Origin of the sequence: Streptomyces sp. NPDC018019 (assembly GCF_044327805.1) — a bacterium.
Lineage (GTDB): Bacteria > Actinomycetota > Actinomycetes > Streptomycetales > Streptomycetaceae > Streptomyces.
On record NZ_JBIRGD010000021.1, the window covers coordinates 98,841 to 115,727 of the forward strand.

The following is a 16,887-nucleotide window of genomic DNA, read 5'->3' on the forward strand; positions in this document are numbered from 1 at the left end:
ACAGGCTGGTGGCAGGTCCGGAAGCAGGAGCAGAGGCGGCGCGCGCCCGCGCGCTCGCGGTGCTGCGGATCCGCGGCGCGGCGCTGGGCGTGGCCCTGGTGCCCGCGGCGGTGGCCGTGGTGCTGCTCGTCGGCGGACTGACCGGCCGCATCGGCCGCGCCGATCCCGTCACGAGTTCCACCGGCTGGGACACGGCGCGCTGGGTGGTGACCGGCCTCGCGCTGGTCGTGCTGCTCCTGGCGGCGCTCGTCACGGCCGTCATCGTCCGGGCCCGGCCCGCGCTGAGTCCGTCCGTCCCCATAGCGGAGGAGTCCGCACCCGACCTGTACCACCTCGTACGGGACCTGGCCGACCGCCTGGAAGTGCCGGCGCCCTCCGCGATAGCCCTGACGCCCGACTGCGACAGCTGGCTGGAGGACCGTACGCACCGCGCACACGGCGCGCCGCGCGGCAACGGGGCGGACGGCCGGGGAGCGGGCGCGGGAGCGCGCGGCGAGGCGCGCGCCGTGCAGGCGCCGGTCCTGGTGATCGGCTCGCCGTTCATGTGGTGGATGCGGGTGGCCGAGCTGCGCGCGCTGCTGGCCCCCGTCGTGGCCGGCACCGGCCCGTCCGCCAACCCGGACATAGCCGCGGCCCGCCGTTTCGTCCGGGGTCTGGACGCCGCGGTGGCGGTCTCGACGCGTGCCAAGAGCCCCCTGAGCGCGCCGGCGCCCGCGTTCGTCGGCTGGGTCGCGCGCCTGCTGCTGCGCGCCTGCCGCGAGCACGCCATGGAGATGGAACGATGCGTCGCCGCCGCCGCCTCCGAACGGGCCCAGAACGTCGACTACGGCCTGCGGATCGTCGCCCAGGAGCAGGTCGGGCTGGCGTACGCGGGCTGGGACCGGCTGCTGACCAGGGTCGCGCTGCCCGCCTGGCGCCTGGGCCGCTGGCCCTCCCGGCTGGACGCCGGCGTGGTGTCCGCGCTCACCGAGCTGTCCCGCCGTGACCGGCTGGCCGAAGGTTTCACCTCGCGCCTGGGCGAGCGCCCCGCGTGCGACCTCCTGGAGGAGCCCGGCGCCGTGGACCGCGCCGCCTCCCTCCTCGCCGCCCGCCTCTTCCACGGCGGCCCGGCCGAACCGGGCCCCGACTGGTCCCCGGTCGGCTGGCAGCAGTATCCGGAAGAGGTCGTGGACCGTAAGTGGCGCCTGGAAGCGGCGCGGCTGCACCGCGTACTGGACGCCCTCCCGCCGGACGCGGGCGGCACCAGTCCACCGCGCGCCCCGGCGGCGCCGGAGCACGTCGCCCGCCCCGACTGCCGCATACCGCGCCCGGCACCGCGGTCGCCGGAGCCGCAGGCCCCGGAGCACCTGACGTCCCCGGCAGCGGGGGAGCGCACCGCGGACGCGCCTCCGGGCCCGGAGGCGGCGGCTCCGGAGGGCCTGACGAGCCCGGAGGACCGATCGGCTTCGGACCGGACAACGGATTCGACAACGGATTCGGACCGCGACGCTTCGGACCGCGAAGCTCCACACCGGCCGACGTACCTGGAGAAACGGACGGTGGCGGAGCCCCAGCCCGCCGAGGAGCCCCGGGCCACCGCGCAGCCCTCAGCAACCGGGGAAGCCCCGGCCACCGCGGATGGCCCGGCCACCGCGGACGGCCCGGCGAGCCCGGATGCCGCGGCTTTCCCGGATCCCTCGGTGCCCCCGGAGGTCCTCCCCGAGGCCGTCCCGGACTCCTCGGCCCCCCTGGACTCCTCACCCCCTCCGGACACCCCGCCCGCCCCCGGCCTGGCCGCGGAATCGCGTCCGTCCGTTCCGGCCCGGTCCGCCGATCCCGGTCCGGCGAGTTCCGGGCCCACGCTGATCCGGGTCATCGAGCGGCTGGTGGCCGACGGGCAGACGAGCGATCTCGTCGCCGCGCGGCTCGGTGCCGAGGTGGCGCGCGAGGAGCGCGCGGAGGCGGCGCGCCAGGCGGCCCGCGGGCCGGTGGCCGACGGCCCGGACGCGGGCGTGTCCTGGGGCGACGGTCTCGCGGACGGGCTGCCGCTGTTCCCGATGCAGCCCCCGCGCACGGGCCGTGAGCTGCTCGCCGACCACGTCACCGCGATGGTCTGCTGCGCCGCCGTGGACACCGCCGGCGCCGCCCCCGGCCTGGACTGGCTGGACGGCCCGATCCTGCTCGTCGACGGGGTGCGCCGCTCGGACCTGGGACACCCGGTGCTCCGGCTCGTCGACGACGGCGACGCCGGACCGCTCGGCGACTGGCTCGGCGAGGTCGGGGTGCGCCCCGAGAAACCGGTCCGGCTCGTGTGAGGGCGCCGACGGCGCGCAAGGGGCGTACAGGGGCGCATTGAGGGGCATGAAGAAGGCGAGTGCGCCTGTTGTGGGCGCCCACTCCGCATCACCCGCACGACCGGGCTGAATGTTTCCCTCCAGTTCGTCGTTCATGGCCGGAACCGTCGCGAATTCACGACGAAGGGTGACGGAGCAAGTGCGTAATGTGATGTGCTGGGATCGGCCCCAGTCGTTCAATCGAGCACGAAATCTGAGTGCCGCGGCGGCCTGCTCAGTCGGCGGGGGGACGCAGGGAGGGGAGTACGAGGTGGGGACGGAGCAGATCCGGCGCTGGGAGTCGGGAGCGCTTGCGCACGCGGTCACGGACCCGTTCGGACAGGGCCCGCTGCCCTGGCTGCGCGGCAGCGAGAACTACTTCGACTCCGGTCAGGTGGTCCCCTGGTACGTGGACCCGGCGGTCGCCCCCGGCGAGAAGCGCCTGCCCTCGCCCCGCTCCAGCGCCGGCCCCCGTACGGCCGACGACGTGCGCCAGCAGATCAAGGGCTTCGTGAGCACCGGCGCGGTGGCCCCCGGTGAGGCCATCGACTTCCGGGTCTCGGTCGATCCGCCGCAGCCCTTCAGCATCGACATCTACCGCATCGGCCACTACGCGGGCACCGGCGCCTCCAAGATCACCACGAGCCCGCGGCTGGCCGGCATCGTGCAGCCCGCGCCGCTCGCCGCCGACCGCACGGTCTCCTGCCACCACTGGTGGCTGTCCTGGCGTCTCCAGGTCCCCACGTACTGGAAACTGGGCGCCTACGTCGCCGTCCTGACCACCGCCGACGGGCACCGCAGCCATGTCCCGTTCACGGTCCGCGACACCCACCCCGCCGACCTCCTGCTGCTCCTGCCCGACATCACCTGGCAGGCGTACAACCTCTACCCGGAGGACGGGCGGACCGGTGCCAGCCTGTACCACGCCTGGGACGCGGACGGTTCGCTGCTCGGCGAGGCCGACGCCGCCACCACCGTCTCCTTCGACCGGCCGTACGCGGGCGCCGGCCTGCCGCTGCACGTGGGCCACGCCTACGACTTCATCCGCTGGGCCGAGCGCTACGGCTACGACCTCGCGTACGCCGACGCCCGCGACCTGCACGCCGGGCTGGTCGACCCGTCCCGCTACCGCGGCCTGGTCTTCCCCGGCCACGACGAGTACTGGTCCCAGCCCATGCGCCGGACCGCCGAACTGGCCCGCGACAGCGGCACCTCGCTCGTCTTCCTGTCCGCCAACACCATGTACTGGCAGGTCGAACTGGCCCCCTCGCCGGCCGGCCCGGACTCGCTGCTCAGCTGCCGCAAACGCCAAGGGCCCGGCAAACCAGCCCTGTGGCGCGAGGCCGGCGACCCGGAGCAGCTGCTGATGGGCATCCAGTACGCGGGCCGGGTGCCGGAGCCCGCGCCGCTGGTCGTCCGGAACGCGGACCACTGGATGTGGGAGGCGACCGGCGCCCACGAGGGGGATGAGCTGCCCGGCCTGGTCGCCGGCGAGGCCGACCGCTACTTCCCCCGTACGGCCCTTCCGGAGCACAGCCACCGCATCCTGCTGGCCCACTCCCCGTACATGGACAGCGAGGGCACGCGCCGCCACCAGGAGACGTCGCTGTACCGCGCCCTCAGCGGCGCCCTGGTCTTCGCTTCCGGCACCTTCGCCTGGTCCCCGGCCCTGGACCGCCCCGGCCACGTGGACGAGCGCATCCAGCGCGCCACGGCCAACCTGCTCGACCGCATCTGCAAGCGCGACTGACCGGGGGCGGACCGGCCCCGTCGCCGGTCCGCCGCTACCGCGCCGCGATCGGCCCCAGCTCGCGCGCCAGCGCCACGGTCAGCGCCCGGAAGATCCGCACCTCGGGGTTGGGGTCGCCCGCCCGCGTCACGAGCACGCTGTGTGCGCACGGCGCGTCCAGCACCGGCACGTACACGGTCCCGGGCCACGGGTAGTAGCGGGCGAAGGACTTCAGCCCGGAGCCCGCCCCGCGGCCCGCCGCGACGCTGGTCAGCACGTCGTGCGGGGTCAGCGCGCAGTCCGGGGCGCGCCGCTCGCCCGCGTCGAAGTACAGGTAGTCGGTGAACGGCCGCGGCGTGTGCCGGGGCAGCCGCAGGTACGGCAGGTCGATGACGTCCGCGACCCGTACGCCCGTCGCCGCGGCGTCCGCGAGCGGCGAGGCGGCCGTGACCGCGACGATGCGCTGTTCGGTGGTCAGGACGTCCACTTCGATGCCCTCGGCCTCGATCGCGGGCCGGACGAACGCGACGTCCACCCGGTCCTCGCGCAGGGCGCTGCAGTGCTCCGTGAACGTCAACTGGACCAGCTTCAGTGGCACGTCCGGGCGAGCCCGCCGGAAGGCGTTGACGGCCGCCGGTGTGACCTCGGCCGAACCGTGCCCCATCACACCGACCCGCAGTCCGCGCGCGGCCAGGGACGAGGCCGCCGAGGCGCGTTCCGCGGCCTCGGTCACGTCCTCCACGGCGGCGTTCGCGGCGGCCAGCAGCGTACGGGCGTGCGACGCCAGCCGCTGCCCGGCGGCGGTCGGCCGGACGGGGCCGTTGCCGCGGTCCAGCAGCCGGGTACCGAGCTCGCGCTCCAGCTGCTGTACGTGCTGGGTGACCGCGGCCGGCGACAGGAAGAGCCGCGACGCGGCCCGCCCGAAGTGTCCCTCCTCGACCACCGCCAGGAAGGAAGACAGCCGTCGCAGATCCATAGCTGCCACGATAAATCGCACGCGAGTCCGGAGGCGGGTGCCGTTCACGATTCCTGAACGGAGGCGGCGCGGAGGGCCTCCGGCCTCGTACAACAGCTTCCATGAGCACGTCCTCCGCCGAATGCCGCACCCCTGCCCGGCCGGATACCACCGCCGGGCCCCGCACCGCTGCTGTTGCGAGCGCCGCAGTCGACTCCCGTCCCGGTGCCGCTGCCGACCCGCACCCGCCCGCCGCGCCCCGGATACCCGGTGACCGTGCCGCCGGTGCGCCGGCCCGGCCCCGGCACTGGCTGCGCGCGGGCTGGATGATGACGGCCTCCGGCTGGAGCGCCAACCAGTTCTCCGCCCTCCTCGGTGCCTACCGCGGCGACCTGGACCTGACCACGGCCACCACCACCGCCCTCTTCGCGGTGTACGTCCTCGGCCTGATCCCCGGGCTGCTGCTGGGCGGCCCGCTGGCCGACCGGCGCGGGCGGCGCCCCGTCGTCTTCACCGCGCTCGCCACGGCCGCCGCGGCGACCTGCCTCCTGATGGCGGGCCCGGCCGCCGCCTGGCTGCTGTGGCCCGGCCGCTTCCTGACCGGTCTCGGCGCGGGTGCCCTGCTCACCGCGGGCAGCGTCTGGATCAAGGAACTCTCCTCCGCGCCGCACGACCCGCACACCGCCCCCGGCACCGCGGCCCGCCGCTCCGGCCTCTTCCTCTCCGCCGGCTTCGCCTCGGGCGGCCTGGCCGCCGCGCTGATCGCCCAGTGGGCGCCGTACCCGATGGTCATGGCGTACGTCCCGCACCTGGCGCTCTCGGCGGCAGCCGCGGTGGCCGCCGCCCGCGCGCCGGAGACGGGCCGGAGCGCCACGGGCGGGGGAGCCGACCGCCGCGCCACCGAAGCCGCACCACGCCCCGCCACGCACCGTGCTACCGGCGACGCCCCTCACCACGACACCGACGCCGATCACCGCGCCGCCGACCGCTCCTCCAGCGCCTTCTTCCGGCGGCTGGTCGCTCCGGTGGCGCCCTGGGTGTTCGCCGCGCCGACCATCGCCTTCGTGACCCTCCCGGGGCTCGTCGGCGCACACCTGGACGGCTGGCAGACGGTGTACGCGGGCGTCGCCACCGCCGTGACCCCCGGCGCCGGACTGCTGGTGGCGCCGCTCGCCCGACGGCTCGCCGCCCGGCACCGCCTGGCCACCGCCGCCGCCGGACTGGCCGCCGTCGCGCTCGGCCTCCTCATCGGCGCCGTCGCCGTCGCGGCCGGGCAGCCCGCCGTGGCACTGTGCGCCGCTGCGGTGCTCGGCGCCGGTTACGGGCTGTGCGTGGCGTACGGCCTGACCGAGGTCGCCGCGCTGGCGCCGCCGCACCGGCTCGCCAGGCTCACCACCCGCTTCTGGACCCTCGCCTACCTGGGCTTCTTCGCCCCGTACGCCATCACCGTACTCAGCTCCTTCTGCTCCCCGTCGATCATCCTCGCCGCCGCGGCACTGCTGGCCGTCCTCACCCTCGTCGCGGTCGTCCGTACGGCCCGCCGCGAGCGGGGCTGACCCGAGCTGGCCGGGGCGGACCGGAGCTGACCGGGGCGGACCGGAGCTGGCCGGGGCGGACCGGAGCTGACCGGGGCAGCCCTCGCGTCCGTACGGGAGGCCGTGCGGACGCCGATGCCGGTGCGTACGGCTGGCCCCGTACGGCCCCGCACCGATGCGTACGCCCTCTCGTACAGCCCTCCGGCGCCGCTGCCACCGGTCGCCCACTACCAGCCACCCCCGACCCTGGGACGCCGTCCCGACCCCGCATACGGGAGAATCGGACCGACGCCTGGATCAACCTACGCGGAGGCAGCGTGTCCGGTTTTGTAGAAAAGCCCGAGGCAGTGGAGGTACCGGGACTCACCCACCTCCACACCGGCAAGGTGCGCGACCTCTACCAGAACGCCGACGGCGACCTGATCATGGTGGCCAGCGACCGCATCTCGGCGTACGACTGGGTACTGCCCACCGAGATCCCGGACAAGGGGCGGGTGCTCACCCAGCTGTCGCTGTGGTGGTTCGACCAGCTGGCCGACCTCATCCCCCACCACGTGCTGTCCACGGAGCTGCCGCCCGGCGCCCCGGCGGACTGGGAAGGCCGTACGACGGTCTGCAAGTCGCTGACCATGATCCCGGTGGAGTGCGTCGCCCGCGGCTACCTCACGGGCTCCGGCCTCGTCGAGTACGAGCAGACCCGTACGGTCTGCGGGCTGGCGCTCCCCGAGGGCCTGGCCGACGGCTCGGAACTGCCCGCGGCGATCTTCACCCCCGCCACCAAGGCCGCCGTCGGCGAACACGACGAGAACGTCTCGTACGAGGAGGTCGCGCGCCAGATCGGCGCCGAGACCGCCGCCCAGCTCCGGCAGGCCACCCTCGCCGTATACGGGCGGGCCCGCGACATCGCCCGCGAGCGCGGCATCATCCTGGCGGACACCAAGTTCGAGTTCGGGTTCGACGGCGCGCGGCAGCTGACGCTGGCGGACGAGGTCCTCACCCCGGACTCCTCCCGCTTCTGGCCCGCGGACGTGTGGCAGCCGGGCCGGGCCCAGCCCTCCTTCGACAAGCAGTTCGTCCGCGACTGGCTCACCTCGCCGGCCTCCGGCTGGGACCGCAAGAGCGAGCAGCCGCCCCCGCCCCTGCCCCAGGAGACCGTCGACCGCACCCGCGCCAAGTACATCGAGGCGTACGAGCGGCTGACGGGACTCACCTGGAGCTGAGAGCTGAGAGACGAGGCGCACAGGGCCGGGACCACGCCCCCGGCCCGCCCCACTGCGCCCCCCGAACACGAAGAAGGCCCCGGTCGCATGACCGGGGCCTTTTCCCTGAGCGGACGACGAGGCTCGAACTCGCGACCTCAACCTTGGCAAGGTTGCGCTCTACCAACTGAGCTACGTCCGCCTGCCCCGCGCTCAGCGGCGCGGTGCGGGGTCCACTATAGCCAACCTCGCGCGCGGGCGATGCGCGCTGCCGCGTGACGGTTCTCGGCGGACAGCTTCGCGGTGGCCGAAGAGAGGTAGTTGCGCACCGTCCCCGGCGACAGCGCGGCCCGCTCCGCGATCTCCGCGACGGGCGCGCCGTTCTCCGCGTACTCCAGCACCTCCGCCTCCCGTACGGTCAGCGGCGAGTCCCCGGCGCTGATGGCGTCGGCCGCCAACTCCGGGTCCACGTAACGGTTTCCGGCGTGCACCGAACGGATGATTTCGGCCAGTCGCTGTGCCGAGACGGTTTTCGGCACGAACCCCTTCACCCCCGCTTCCAGGGCCCGCTTCAGGTGGCCGGGGCGCCCGTGGCTGGTCACGATCATGGTCCGGCAGTCGGGCAGCCGGCTGCGCAGAGATGTGGCCACTGCCACACCGTCCAGCCCGGGCATCTGAAGATCCAGTACGGCGACATCGGGCCGATGCGCCAGCGCCATCGCCAACGCCTCCGGTCCCGAACCGGCCTCGGCCACGACCTGAAGATCATCTTCCAGGGCCAGCAGCGCGGCCAGCGCCCCCCGGATCAAATGCTCGTCATCAGCCAACAACACCCGCACCGAACCCGAACCCTCCGCCGCGTCCACGCCCGCCCCCGCTTCCACGCCCGCCCCCGCCTCAGCTCCCGTCTTAGCCCCCGCCTCAGCCCCCGCCTCCGACTCCGCAGCCTGCTCCGGCTCGGCTACCGGCCCCGGCGCCTGTGAGCCCCGTTCCGGCCCGGGTATCTGTCCGGGGGCCTGCGGGGCCCGATCCAGTCCCGGCGCCTGCCCAGGCACCTGCGATCCCTGCTCCGGTTCCGGTTCCCATCCCTGCGGAGCCCGCCCCGATCCAGCCACCTGCCCGGACGTCTGCGCGGCTGGTCCCGGCTCGGACGCCCGCCCGGATGTCTGCGTGGCTGGTTCCGGCTCGGACACTCGCCCGGACGTCTGCATGGCTGGCCCCGGCTCGGACGCCTGCGCAGCCCCCACCGATTCCACTCCCGGTCCCGGCCCCAGCCCGGCCGCCGACACCCGTCCGGTCTCCTGCCCGGCCGTCGGCACCCGCCCCAGCCTCTCCGTGCGCTGCGCCTTCGCCATGGTCTCCGCTTCTCTCACGTCGCTCTGTCCCTACGGCCGTGTGCCCGACGGGCTCCGGCGGCCCGGATGGCGTCCTACGCCCGCCCCGCATGGCCGGGTCCCTACGCGGACTCATGTGCCCCAACGGGCAGTCCGTCCGCAGTGGCCCCCGGCGCGTCCTCCGCCGGTCGGTCCTCCAGCGGGACGTGGGCCCGCAGCCAGAAGCGCCCGTCCGGCCGGGGGCCGACGAGGAGGGTGCCGCCGAGGGGCGCGAGCCGTTCCCGCAGTCCGGCGATGCCGCTCCCGGCGCCGCAGTGGGCGGCGTCTTCCAGCACACCGTCGTTCTCCATCGTGAACACCACCGCCGGTCCGGACGGCGCCGCCGCGGACGTCCGGACGCCCGCCCGGCCGTCGGCCGTGCTGTGGGCCATCACCCGCAGCGTCAGCCAGCAGGTGGCCGCGTTCGCGTGCCGCAGCACGTTGGTGGTGCCTTCCCGTACGACCCAGGCCAGCACGGACTGCACCCGCTGGGGCACCTCGGCACTGTCCTCCTGCTCGATCAGGCACTCCACCCCGGCCGCCCGGAGGACCGCCCGCGCTCCCGCCAGCTCCACCTCCAGATCGGCCTCCCGGTAGGCGCGGACCACGTCCCGTACCTCCCGCTGGGAGTCCTGGGCCATCTGCTGCACCTCGGCCATCTGGTCGGCGGCCTCCGGCCGTCCCTTGCGGGCCAGCCGCACCGCCAGCTCGCTCTTGAGCGCGATCACGGCGAGGTTCCGGCCGACGACGTCGTGCATGTCCCGCGCGAACCGCAGCCGTTCCTCGGCGACCGCGAGCCGGGCCTGCGCGCCCTTGGCCTCGTCCAGCTCGCGCATCGCGGCGAGGATCCAGCCCCAGCTACGGCACGTCAGCGCGGCGAAGACCGCGGAGAAGGCGAGGGGGAACGGCAGTCCCGCCACGAACTCGATCGGGAGGCCCGCAAGAGCCGTCACCGTCATGATCACCGCAGTGACCACGACGCACACCAGCGTCTGCCAGCGCTTCTTGATCACGAGCGACAGGAGACAGCTGGTGGGCAGGGTGGGGAAGAGCATCACCGTGGACCAGACCTGCGGGTTCGACGACAGATCGAAGGTCCCGATCAGGACCGCGACCAGGGTCACCGAGCCGGCCGACAGCACTCCCGACACGGCGATCAGGCGCCACGGCGCGGCGGTGTCGTACACGTAGTGCGAGAGCCCGCGCTGTACACCGGGGATGAAGACGCAGCACTGCACCGTCCCCAGGACTATGAGCGGCACGGTCGGCAACAGGGGCCGCTGGCCCACCGCCGTGGTGACGATCGGCGCGACCAGCCAGCCGGTGAACATCAGCCACGGTGTCACATACAGCGACCACCGCGCCCACAGGTAGACCTGCGCGACCCTGCCCCGCCCCCGCCACTTGCGCAGCTGCCCGTGGATCACCGGCTCCGCACCCCCGTCGTCCTCAAAGCCGTACATCGTCAGTGCCGCGGCTCCCAGCGGAACCACTTCCGTACAGCAAACACCGCGAGCGCGGCCCAGGCCAACGCGATGACCAGCCGCTTCACCATGTCGGTGAGGTCGGCCCCGCCGAGCCAGCCGTCCCGCACCAGGCCCATCACCGGTGACAGGGGCAGCAGTTCCAGGATCGCGGCGATCCGGTCCGGCAGGATGTCGAGCGGCACGACCATCCCGGACCCGCCCATGGATATGAAGACGAACGGCAGTGTGGTCAGCTGGGCCGCCTCGGCGCTCTTGGTGATGGCCGTGGAGGCGGCGGCCATCGCCACCACAATCACCATGCCGAGGAGCACACCCAGCAGGAGCAGATGCGGGGCCTTGGGCAGGCCCACCTTCAGGGCCAGCCCGCCGCAGACCACCAGCAGGAGACACTGCGCCAGCCCGATGAGCACCGTCGGCAGGGCCGTCCCCGCCAGGATCTCCCGGTCGGTCAGCTCACCGCAGCGCAGCCGCTTGAGCACCAGTTCCTCGCGCCGCGTCACCAGCGCGCCCGTGACGGTCGAGTACACCGCGAAGATCAGCACGAAGCCGATGGTTCCCGGCAGCAGGACCGTGCCGACCGACAGGCCGTTCTGCTGCAACGGCATCTCGGCCACCGCCCGCTGCATGGCGAAGGCCATGATCAGGGGCATCAGCAGTGCCATGAACAAGGTGGTCTTGTTACGGCCCAGCAGGGTCAGCTCCGCGCGGGCCAGCGCGATCAACCGGTCGCGCGACCCCTTGCGGGCAGCCGTCCCGGGCCTCGTCTCGATGCCGGCGACGCTCACTTGTCCTCCAAACCCTTGGCGATCCGCAGGAACGCCTCCTCCAGCGACGCCGAGCGGGCATCCAGCCCCCGCAGCTCGATGTCCTTGTCCCGCGCCCACAGCAGTACGCCGGTCGCGGCCCGCTGCAGATCGGTGGTCCGCAGCCGTATGGTGCGGCCGGCCGTCTCATGTCCGTCGACGCCCAGTTCCTGGAGCGGCGGCAGGTCGCCCACGAGGAAGCCGTCGGGCAGTTCGAAGGAGATCTGGGCGGGGTGGCTGGCCACCACCTCCGCGACCGTGCCGGTCGTCGCTATCCGGCCCCGGTGCATGATCGCGAGGCGGTCGGCCAGCCCCTCGGCCTCTTCCAGGTAGTGGGTGGTCAGCACGACGGTCGTACCGTCCGCCCGCAGCTCACGTATCAACTCCCAGGTCGCATGGCGGGCTTCGGTGTCCAGGCCGGTGGTCGGCTCGTCGAGGAACAGCACCTCGGGCCGCCCCAGCGTCGCCATGGCCAGGTCCAGCCGCCGCCGCTCACCGCCGGAGAGCATCTTGATCCGCACGTCCCGGCGGCGGGTCAGGCCGACCATCGCCAGTGCCTCGTCGACCGGCCGGGCGCCGGTGGTCGTGCCGGCCCACATCCGTACGGCCTCGGCCGCCGTCAGGTCCGAGGGGAAGCCGCCCTCCTGGAGCATCACGCCGACCCGCGGCCGGACCCGGTCCCGGTCCGCGTACGGATCGTGGCCCAGCACGCGCACCGTGCCCCCGGTCGGTGCGGCCAGCCCCTCCAGAAGCTCGACGGTGGAGGTCTTGCCCGCGCCGTTCGTACCGAGCAGGGCGAACAGCTCGCCGCGGGCGACGGAGAAATCTATGCCCCGCACCGCCTCGAAGCCCGCTTCACCCTTCTTCTTCCGACCGCCCCCGGACGGCCCGTACCGCCTGCGCAGGCCCGTGACGTCGATCACGTCCGCGCCGTAGTCCCCGATGTTCATGCTTCAAGGCTCCCGCCGGAACCCGGCCCGGGGCAGTGCGGCTTGTCATCGACCCAGATGACAAATGTCAGGAGAGGAAACGGAAACCGGGGTTCCTGGAGGGCGAGCGGGCGGCGTCCGGAGATGGGCACACGAAGAAGGCCCCGGTCGTGTGACCGGGGCCTTTTCCCTGAGCGGACGACGAGGCTCGAACTCGCGACCTCAACCTTGGCAAGGTTGCGCTCTACCAACTGAGCTACGTCCGCAGGCATCCGACCGGCTTTCACCGGGCGGCGCGACAGCTACTCTACCTGATCCACAAGACCGGTTGGTACTGCCAGAGCGGGTGACAGGGATTGCACACTGCGCCTCCCCCTTGGAAAGGGGGCGCTCTACTACTGAGCTACACCCGCATGACCACCATCCACCAGGCCCCAAGGCCGGTCGATGCTGTCAGAGCGGGTGACAGGGATTGCACACTGCGCCTCCCTCTTGGAAAGAGGGCGCTCTACTACTGAGCTACACCCGCGTGACTCCTCGGGATCCGGCCTTCCGGCCTCGCCCCTCGGCGCGCTCCAGACTCTAGCTGATCAACGGGGGTGCTGTGCAACTCGGCTGCTGGGCAGTGGAAACCGGCCCGCGCCCGCCGGCCGCCCCGCTGTCGCGCGCCGCCCTCCTCGCGTCGTCCGCACGTCGTCCGGCCGTCGGCTCACGGCCGGACGACGGGGAACCGGGTCAGCTGTTGGCCGCTTCGAAGGCTTCGTAGACCTTCTTCGGGATCCGGCCGCGCGGGGGCACGTCCATGTGGTGGGAGCGGGCCCAGGCGCGCACCGCGGCAGGGTCGGGGGTCACGGAGGTGTGGTGGTAGGCCTTGCCGGACTTCGACCGCTTGCGGCCGGCCTCCACGAACGGGGCGAGAGCGCCGCGCAGTTTCTTCGCATTGGCGGGATTGAGGTCGATCTCGTACCACTTCCCGTCCAAACCGAAGGTGACCGTCTCTGCGGCTTCTCCGCCTTCGATGTCATCGGAGAGCGTGACTACTACGCGCTGCGCCACGGATATCGGTCCTTTCGAGCAGCAATCCCGTCCTGACATGGAGGGATGCTGCAGATCCGGCTGATTGGGATCAATGCATTTTCATTTGTACAGCGACGGGCATTGCATCGTGAAGCCCAGTTAATTTCCTCAGCGTGTCCTTGCGCAATGCGGACCCTAGGTCTTTTCTGAGATTTTCCCCACCGATCACCGGAGCCGATGCCGCACCGTGATGGCACCGTCATGATATCTATGCGCGTAGATTTTCGAACACGGTACTGTGATGGCACCGCCTTACGCACCACACCATCGGGAGTGCCAGTGGCACGCGTCGTAGTCGACGTCATGCTCAAGCCGGAGATCCTCGACCCGCAGGGGCAGGCGGTGCAGCGCGCACTGCCACGCCTGGGATTCGAGGGGATCCGCGACGTCCGTCAGGGCAAGCGTTTCGAACTTGAGGTGGAGGGCCCGGTCGACGACGCCGCCCTCGCCCGTATCCACGAGATGGCCGAGACCTTCCTCGCCAATACGGTCATCGAAGACTTCACCGTCCGCGTCGACGAGGCCGGCTCATGACCGCACGCATCGGAGTCGTGACCTTTCCGGGCACGCTCGACGACCGCGACACCCAGCGGGCCGTGCGGCTCGCCGGGGCCGAGGCGGTGCCGCTGTGGCACCGCGACAAGGACCTCAAGCAGGTCGACGCCGTGGTGCTGCCCGGCGGCTTCTCCTACGGCGACTACCTGCGGGCGGGTGCCATCTCGCGCTTCTCGCCGGTGATGGAGACCGTGATCGAACAGGCCAGGGGAGGACTGCCGGTGCTCGGCATCTGCAACGGCTTCCAGGTCCTGACCGAGACGCACCTGCTGCCCGGCGCCATGCTGCGCAACGACAGCCTGCACTTCGTCTGCCGCGACCAGAGGCTGCGGGTGGAGAACGCGGACACCGCCTGGACCACCGACTACACGGCCGGCCAGGAGATCTCCGTACCGCTGAAGAACATCGACGGCCGGTACGTCGCCGACGAGCGCACCCTCGACATGCTGGAGGCCGAGGGCCGGGTCGCCTTCCGCTACCTGACCGAGGGGGACACCGCCGACGGCTACGGCAACCCCAACGGCTCGCTGCGCGACATCGCCGGCATCACCAACGAGGCGGGCAACGTCGTCGGCCTGATGCCGCACCCGGAGCACGCCGTCGAGCCGCTGATCGGCACGGGCCGGACGGACGGCCTCGGATTCTTCACCTCGATCCTGAAGAAGTTGGTCAACGCATGACGCTCGACACGGTCAAGCACGCAGCCGAGACGCCGGACACCGACCAGCCCTGGGCCGAACTGGGCCTCAAGCAGGACGAGTACGAGCGCGTCCGGGAGATCCTGGGCCGGCGGCCCACCGGCGCCGAACTGGCCATGTATTCGGTGATGTGGTCCGAGCACTGCTCGTACAAGAGCAGCAAGGTCCACCTGAGGCAGTTCGGGCAGAAGGTCCCCGAGAACGACGCGATGCTGGTGGGCATCGGGGAGAACGCGGGCGTCGTGGACGTCGGCCACGGCTACGCGGTCACCTTCAAGGTCGAATCGCACAACCACCCCTCCTACGTCGAGCCGTACCAGGGCGCCGCCACCGGTGTCGGCGGCATCGTCCGCGACATCATCGCCATGGGCGCCCGCCCGGTCGCGGTCGTGGACCCGCTGCGCTTCGGCGCCGCCGACCACCCCGACACCAAGCGCGTCCTGCCGGGCGTCGTCGCGGGCATCGGCGGCTACGGCAACTGCCTGGGCCTGCCCAACATCGGCGGCGAGGTCGTCTTCGACGCCTGCTACCAGGGCAACCCGCTGGTCAACGCCGGTGCCATCGGTGTGATGCGGCACGAGGACATCCACCTGGCCAAGGCGTCCGGCGCCGGCAACAAGGTCATCCTCTACGGGGCCCGGACCGGCGGCGACGGCATCGGCGGCGCCTCCATCCTGGCCTCCGAGACGTTCGACGACGCGAAGCCCTCCAAGCGTCCGGCCGTCCAGGTCGGCGACCCCTTCCAGGAGAAGCTGCTCATCGAGTGCACCCTGGAGGCGTTCGCCGAGAAGCTGGTCGTCGGCATCCAGGACCTCGGCGCGGCCGGTCTGTCGTGCGCCACCAGCGAGCTGGCGTCCAACGGCTCCGGCGGCATGCGCGTGGAGCTGGACGACGTACCGCTGCGCGACTCGACGCTCTCGCCCGAGGAAATCCTCATGAGCGAGTCGCAGGAGCGCATGTGCGCGGTCGTCGAACCGGAGAAGGTCGAACGGTTCCTGGCGATCTGCGAGAAGTGGGACGTCACCGCCACCGTCATCGGCGAGGTCACCGACGGCGACCGGCTGGAGATCTACTGGCACGGCGAGAAGATCGTCGACGTCGACCCGAAGACCGTCGCCCACGAGGGCCCGGTCTACGAGCGCCCCTACGCCCGCCCCGCGTGGCAGGACGACCTCCAGGCCGACGACGCCTCCCGGCTGCCGCGGCCGGAGACCGGCGAGGCGCTGCGCGAGCAGGTCCTCGAGCTGGTCGCCTCGCCCAACCAGGCGTCCAAGTCCTGGATCACCAGCCAGTACGACCACTTCGTACAGGGCGGCACGGTGCTGGCGCAGCCGGAGGACGCCGGCATGATCCGCATCGACGAGACGTCCGGGCTGGGCGTGGCCATCGCCACCGACGGCAACGGCCGCTACGCCAAGCTGGACCCGTACCACGGTGCGCAGCTGGCGCTGGCGGAGTCCTACCGCAACGTCGCGGCGACCGGCGCCAAGCCGCTGGCCGTCTCCGACTGCCTGAACTTCGGCTCGCCCGAGGACCCGGCGGTCATGTGGCAGTTCGCCGAGGCCGTCCGCGGGCTCGCCGACGGCTGCCTGGAGCTGGGGACGCCGGTCACCGGCGGCAACGTCTCCCTCTACAACCAGACCGGTGAGGCCGCCATCCACCCGACCCCGGTGGTCGCGGTGCTCGGTGTGATCGACGACGTCAGCCGCCGTACGCCGGTCGCCTTCGCGGACGAGGGCCACCTCATCTACCTCCTGGGCGACACCAAGGAGGAGCTGGGCGGCTCGGCCTGGTCCCAGGTCGTCCACGGCCACCTGGGCGGCCTGCCGCCGCAGGTGGACCTCGGCCGGGAGAAGCTGCTGGCCGAAATCCTGATCGCGGCCTCCCGCGACGGCATGATCGACGCGGCGCACGACCTGTCCGACGGCGGTCTGGTCCAGGCCCTGGTGGAGTCGTGCCTGCGCGGCGGCAAGGGCGCCCGGATCGTCGTCCCCGACGGCCTGGACCCGTTCGTCCTGCTCTTCTCCGAGTCGGCCGGCCGGGCGGTCGTCGCGGTCCCGCGCAGCGAGGAACTCCGCTTCAGCGACATGTGCGGCGCGCGTGGCCTGCCGGCCACCCGCATCGGCGTCGTCGACGGCGACGAGATCGACGTCCAGGGTCAGTTCACCATCCCGCTGAGCGAGCTGCGGGCGGCTCACGAAGCGACCATCCCGGCGCTGTTCGGCTGAACCCGGC

13 protein-coding genes and 4 tRNA genes are annotated in these 16,887 nt (G+C 72.5%); 7 read left to right on the top strand and 10 right to left on the bottom strand.

Annotation, left to right across the window (positions count from 1 at the left end; genetic code table 11):
* Positions 1 to 5: 5 nt before the first annotated feature.
* Positions 6 to 2,294, top strand: a complete 2,289-nt coding sequence (locus ACH4FX_RS29885) for a hypothetical protein (protein ID WP_398484244.1) — start codon at positions 6 to 8, stop codon at positions 2,292 to 2,294.
* A 289-nt stretch (positions 2,295 to 2,583) separates the two neighbouring features.
* Positions 2,584 to 4,062 (top strand): N,N-dimethylformamidase beta subunit family domain-containing protein, encoded by a 1,479-nt coding sequence (locus tag ACH4FX_RS29890; protein ID WP_398484153.1) that lies wholly within the window; start codon positions 2,584 to 2,586, stop codon positions 4,060 to 4,062.
* Between the two features lie 34 nt (positions 4,063 to 4,096).
* Here the strand turns inward: ACH4FX_RS29890 and ACH4FX_RS29895 are convergent, their stop codons facing one another.
* On the bottom strand, positions 4,097 to 5,017 hold the full coding sequence (locus ACH4FX_RS29895; RefSeq protein WP_398484155.1) for a LysR family transcriptional regulator: 921 nt from the start codon (positions 5,015 to 5,017) through the stop codon (positions 4,097 to 4,099).
* A gap of 305 nt (positions 5,018 to 5,322) precedes the next feature.
* Between ACH4FX_RS29895 and ACH4FX_RS29900 the strand changes: the two genes are divergently transcribed.
* Positions 5,323 to 6,552, top strand: a complete 1,230-nt coding sequence (locus tag ACH4FX_RS29900; RefSeq protein WP_398484246.1) for an MFS transporter — start codon at positions 5,323 to 5,325, stop codon at positions 6,550 to 6,552.
* Between the two features lie 296 nt (positions 6,553 to 6,848).
* Positions 6,849 to 7,751, top strand: coding sequence for a phosphoribosylaminoimidazolesuccinocarboxamide synthase (locus ACH4FX_RS29905; RefSeq protein WP_398484157.1), 903 nt, complete (start codon positions 6,849 to 6,851; stop codon positions 7,749 to 7,751).
* A 108-nt stretch (positions 7,752 to 7,859) separates the two neighbouring features.
* On the opposite strand, the gene ACH4FX_RS29910 is transcribed toward ACH4FX_RS29905, so the two are convergent.
* The 9 genes from ACH4FX_RS29910 to ACH4FX_RS29950 all read right to left on the bottom strand — a co-directional run bounded on the left by ACH4FX_RS29910 (position 7,860) and on the right by ACH4FX_RS29950 (position 13,378).
* Positions 7,860 to 7,932 (bottom strand) — tRNA-Gly (locus ACH4FX_RS29910).
* Positions 7,933 to 7,966: 34 nt separating this feature from the next.
* Positions 7,967 to 8,596, bottom strand: a complete 630-nt coding sequence (locus tag ACH4FX_RS29915) for a DNA-binding response regulator (protein WP_398484159.1) — start codon at positions 8,594 to 8,596, stop codon at positions 7,967 to 7,969.
* A gap of 590 nt (positions 8,597 to 9,186) precedes the next feature.
* Positions 9,187 to 10,596, bottom strand: coding sequence for a sensor histidine kinase (locus ACH4FX_RS29920; protein WP_398484161.1), 1,410 nt, complete (start codon positions 10,594 to 10,596; stop codon positions 9,187 to 9,189).
* On the bottom strand, positions 10,569 to 11,375 hold the full coding sequence (locus tag ACH4FX_RS29925; protein ID WP_398484163.1) for an ABC transporter permease: 807 nt from the start codon (positions 11,373 to 11,375) through the stop codon (positions 10,569 to 10,571). The genes ACH4FX_RS29920 and ACH4FX_RS29925 overlap by 28 nt, the downstream gene beginning before the upstream one ends.
* A complete protein-coding gene (locus tag ACH4FX_RS29930; RefSeq protein WP_398484164.1) occupies positions 11,372 to 12,343 on the bottom strand; it encodes an ABC transporter ATP-binding protein in 972 nt (323 codons plus the stop codon). Before ACH4FX_RS29930 ends, ACH4FX_RS29925 begins: the two co-directional genes overlap by 4 nt.
* A 172-nt stretch (positions 12,344 to 12,515) precedes the next feature.
* Positions 12,516 to 12,588: transfer RNA gene (locus ACH4FX_RS29935), tRNA-Gly, on the bottom strand.
* Between the two features lie 75 nt (positions 12,589 to 12,663).
* A tRNA-Gly gene (locus ACH4FX_RS29940) sits at positions 12,664 to 12,735 on the bottom strand.
* 44 nt (positions 12,736 to 12,779) lie between these two features.
* Positions 12,780 to 12,851, bottom strand: a tRNA-Gly gene (locus ACH4FX_RS29945).
* 206 nt (positions 12,852 to 13,057) lie between these two features.
* Positions 13,058 to 13,378, bottom strand: coding sequence for an Lsr2 family protein (locus ACH4FX_RS29950; protein ID WP_398484166.1), 321 nt, complete (start codon positions 13,376 to 13,378; stop codon positions 13,058 to 13,060).
* 300 nt (positions 13,379 to 13,678) lie between these two features.
* Here ACH4FX_RS29950 and purS point away from each other — a divergent pair, with 300 nt between their 5' ends.
* From purS to purL, 3 genes are read left to right on the top strand one after another with little or no spacing between them, the layout of a single operon-like run.
* Complete coding sequence (purS, locus tag ACH4FX_RS29955; RefSeq protein WP_398484168.1) at positions 13,679 to 13,933, top strand: phosphoribosylformylglycinamidine synthase subunit PurS; 255 nt, start codon at positions 13,679 to 13,681, stop codon at positions 13,931 to 13,933.
* On the top strand, positions 13,930 to 14,634 hold the full coding sequence (gene purQ / locus ACH4FX_RS29960) for a phosphoribosylformylglycinamidine synthase subunit PurQ (protein WP_398484170.1): 705 nt from the start codon (positions 13,930 to 13,932) through the stop codon (positions 14,632 to 14,634). The genes purS and purQ overlap by 4 nt, the downstream gene beginning before the upstream one ends.
* Positions 14,631 to 16,880 (top strand): phosphoribosylformylglycinamidine synthase subunit PurL, encoded by a 2,250-nt coding sequence (purL, locus tag ACH4FX_RS29965; RefSeq protein ID WP_398484171.1) that lies wholly within the window; start codon positions 14,631 to 14,633, stop codon positions 16,878 to 16,880. Before purQ ends, purL begins: the two co-directional genes overlap by 4 nt.
* Positions 16,881 to 16,887 lie beyond the last annotated feature (7 nt).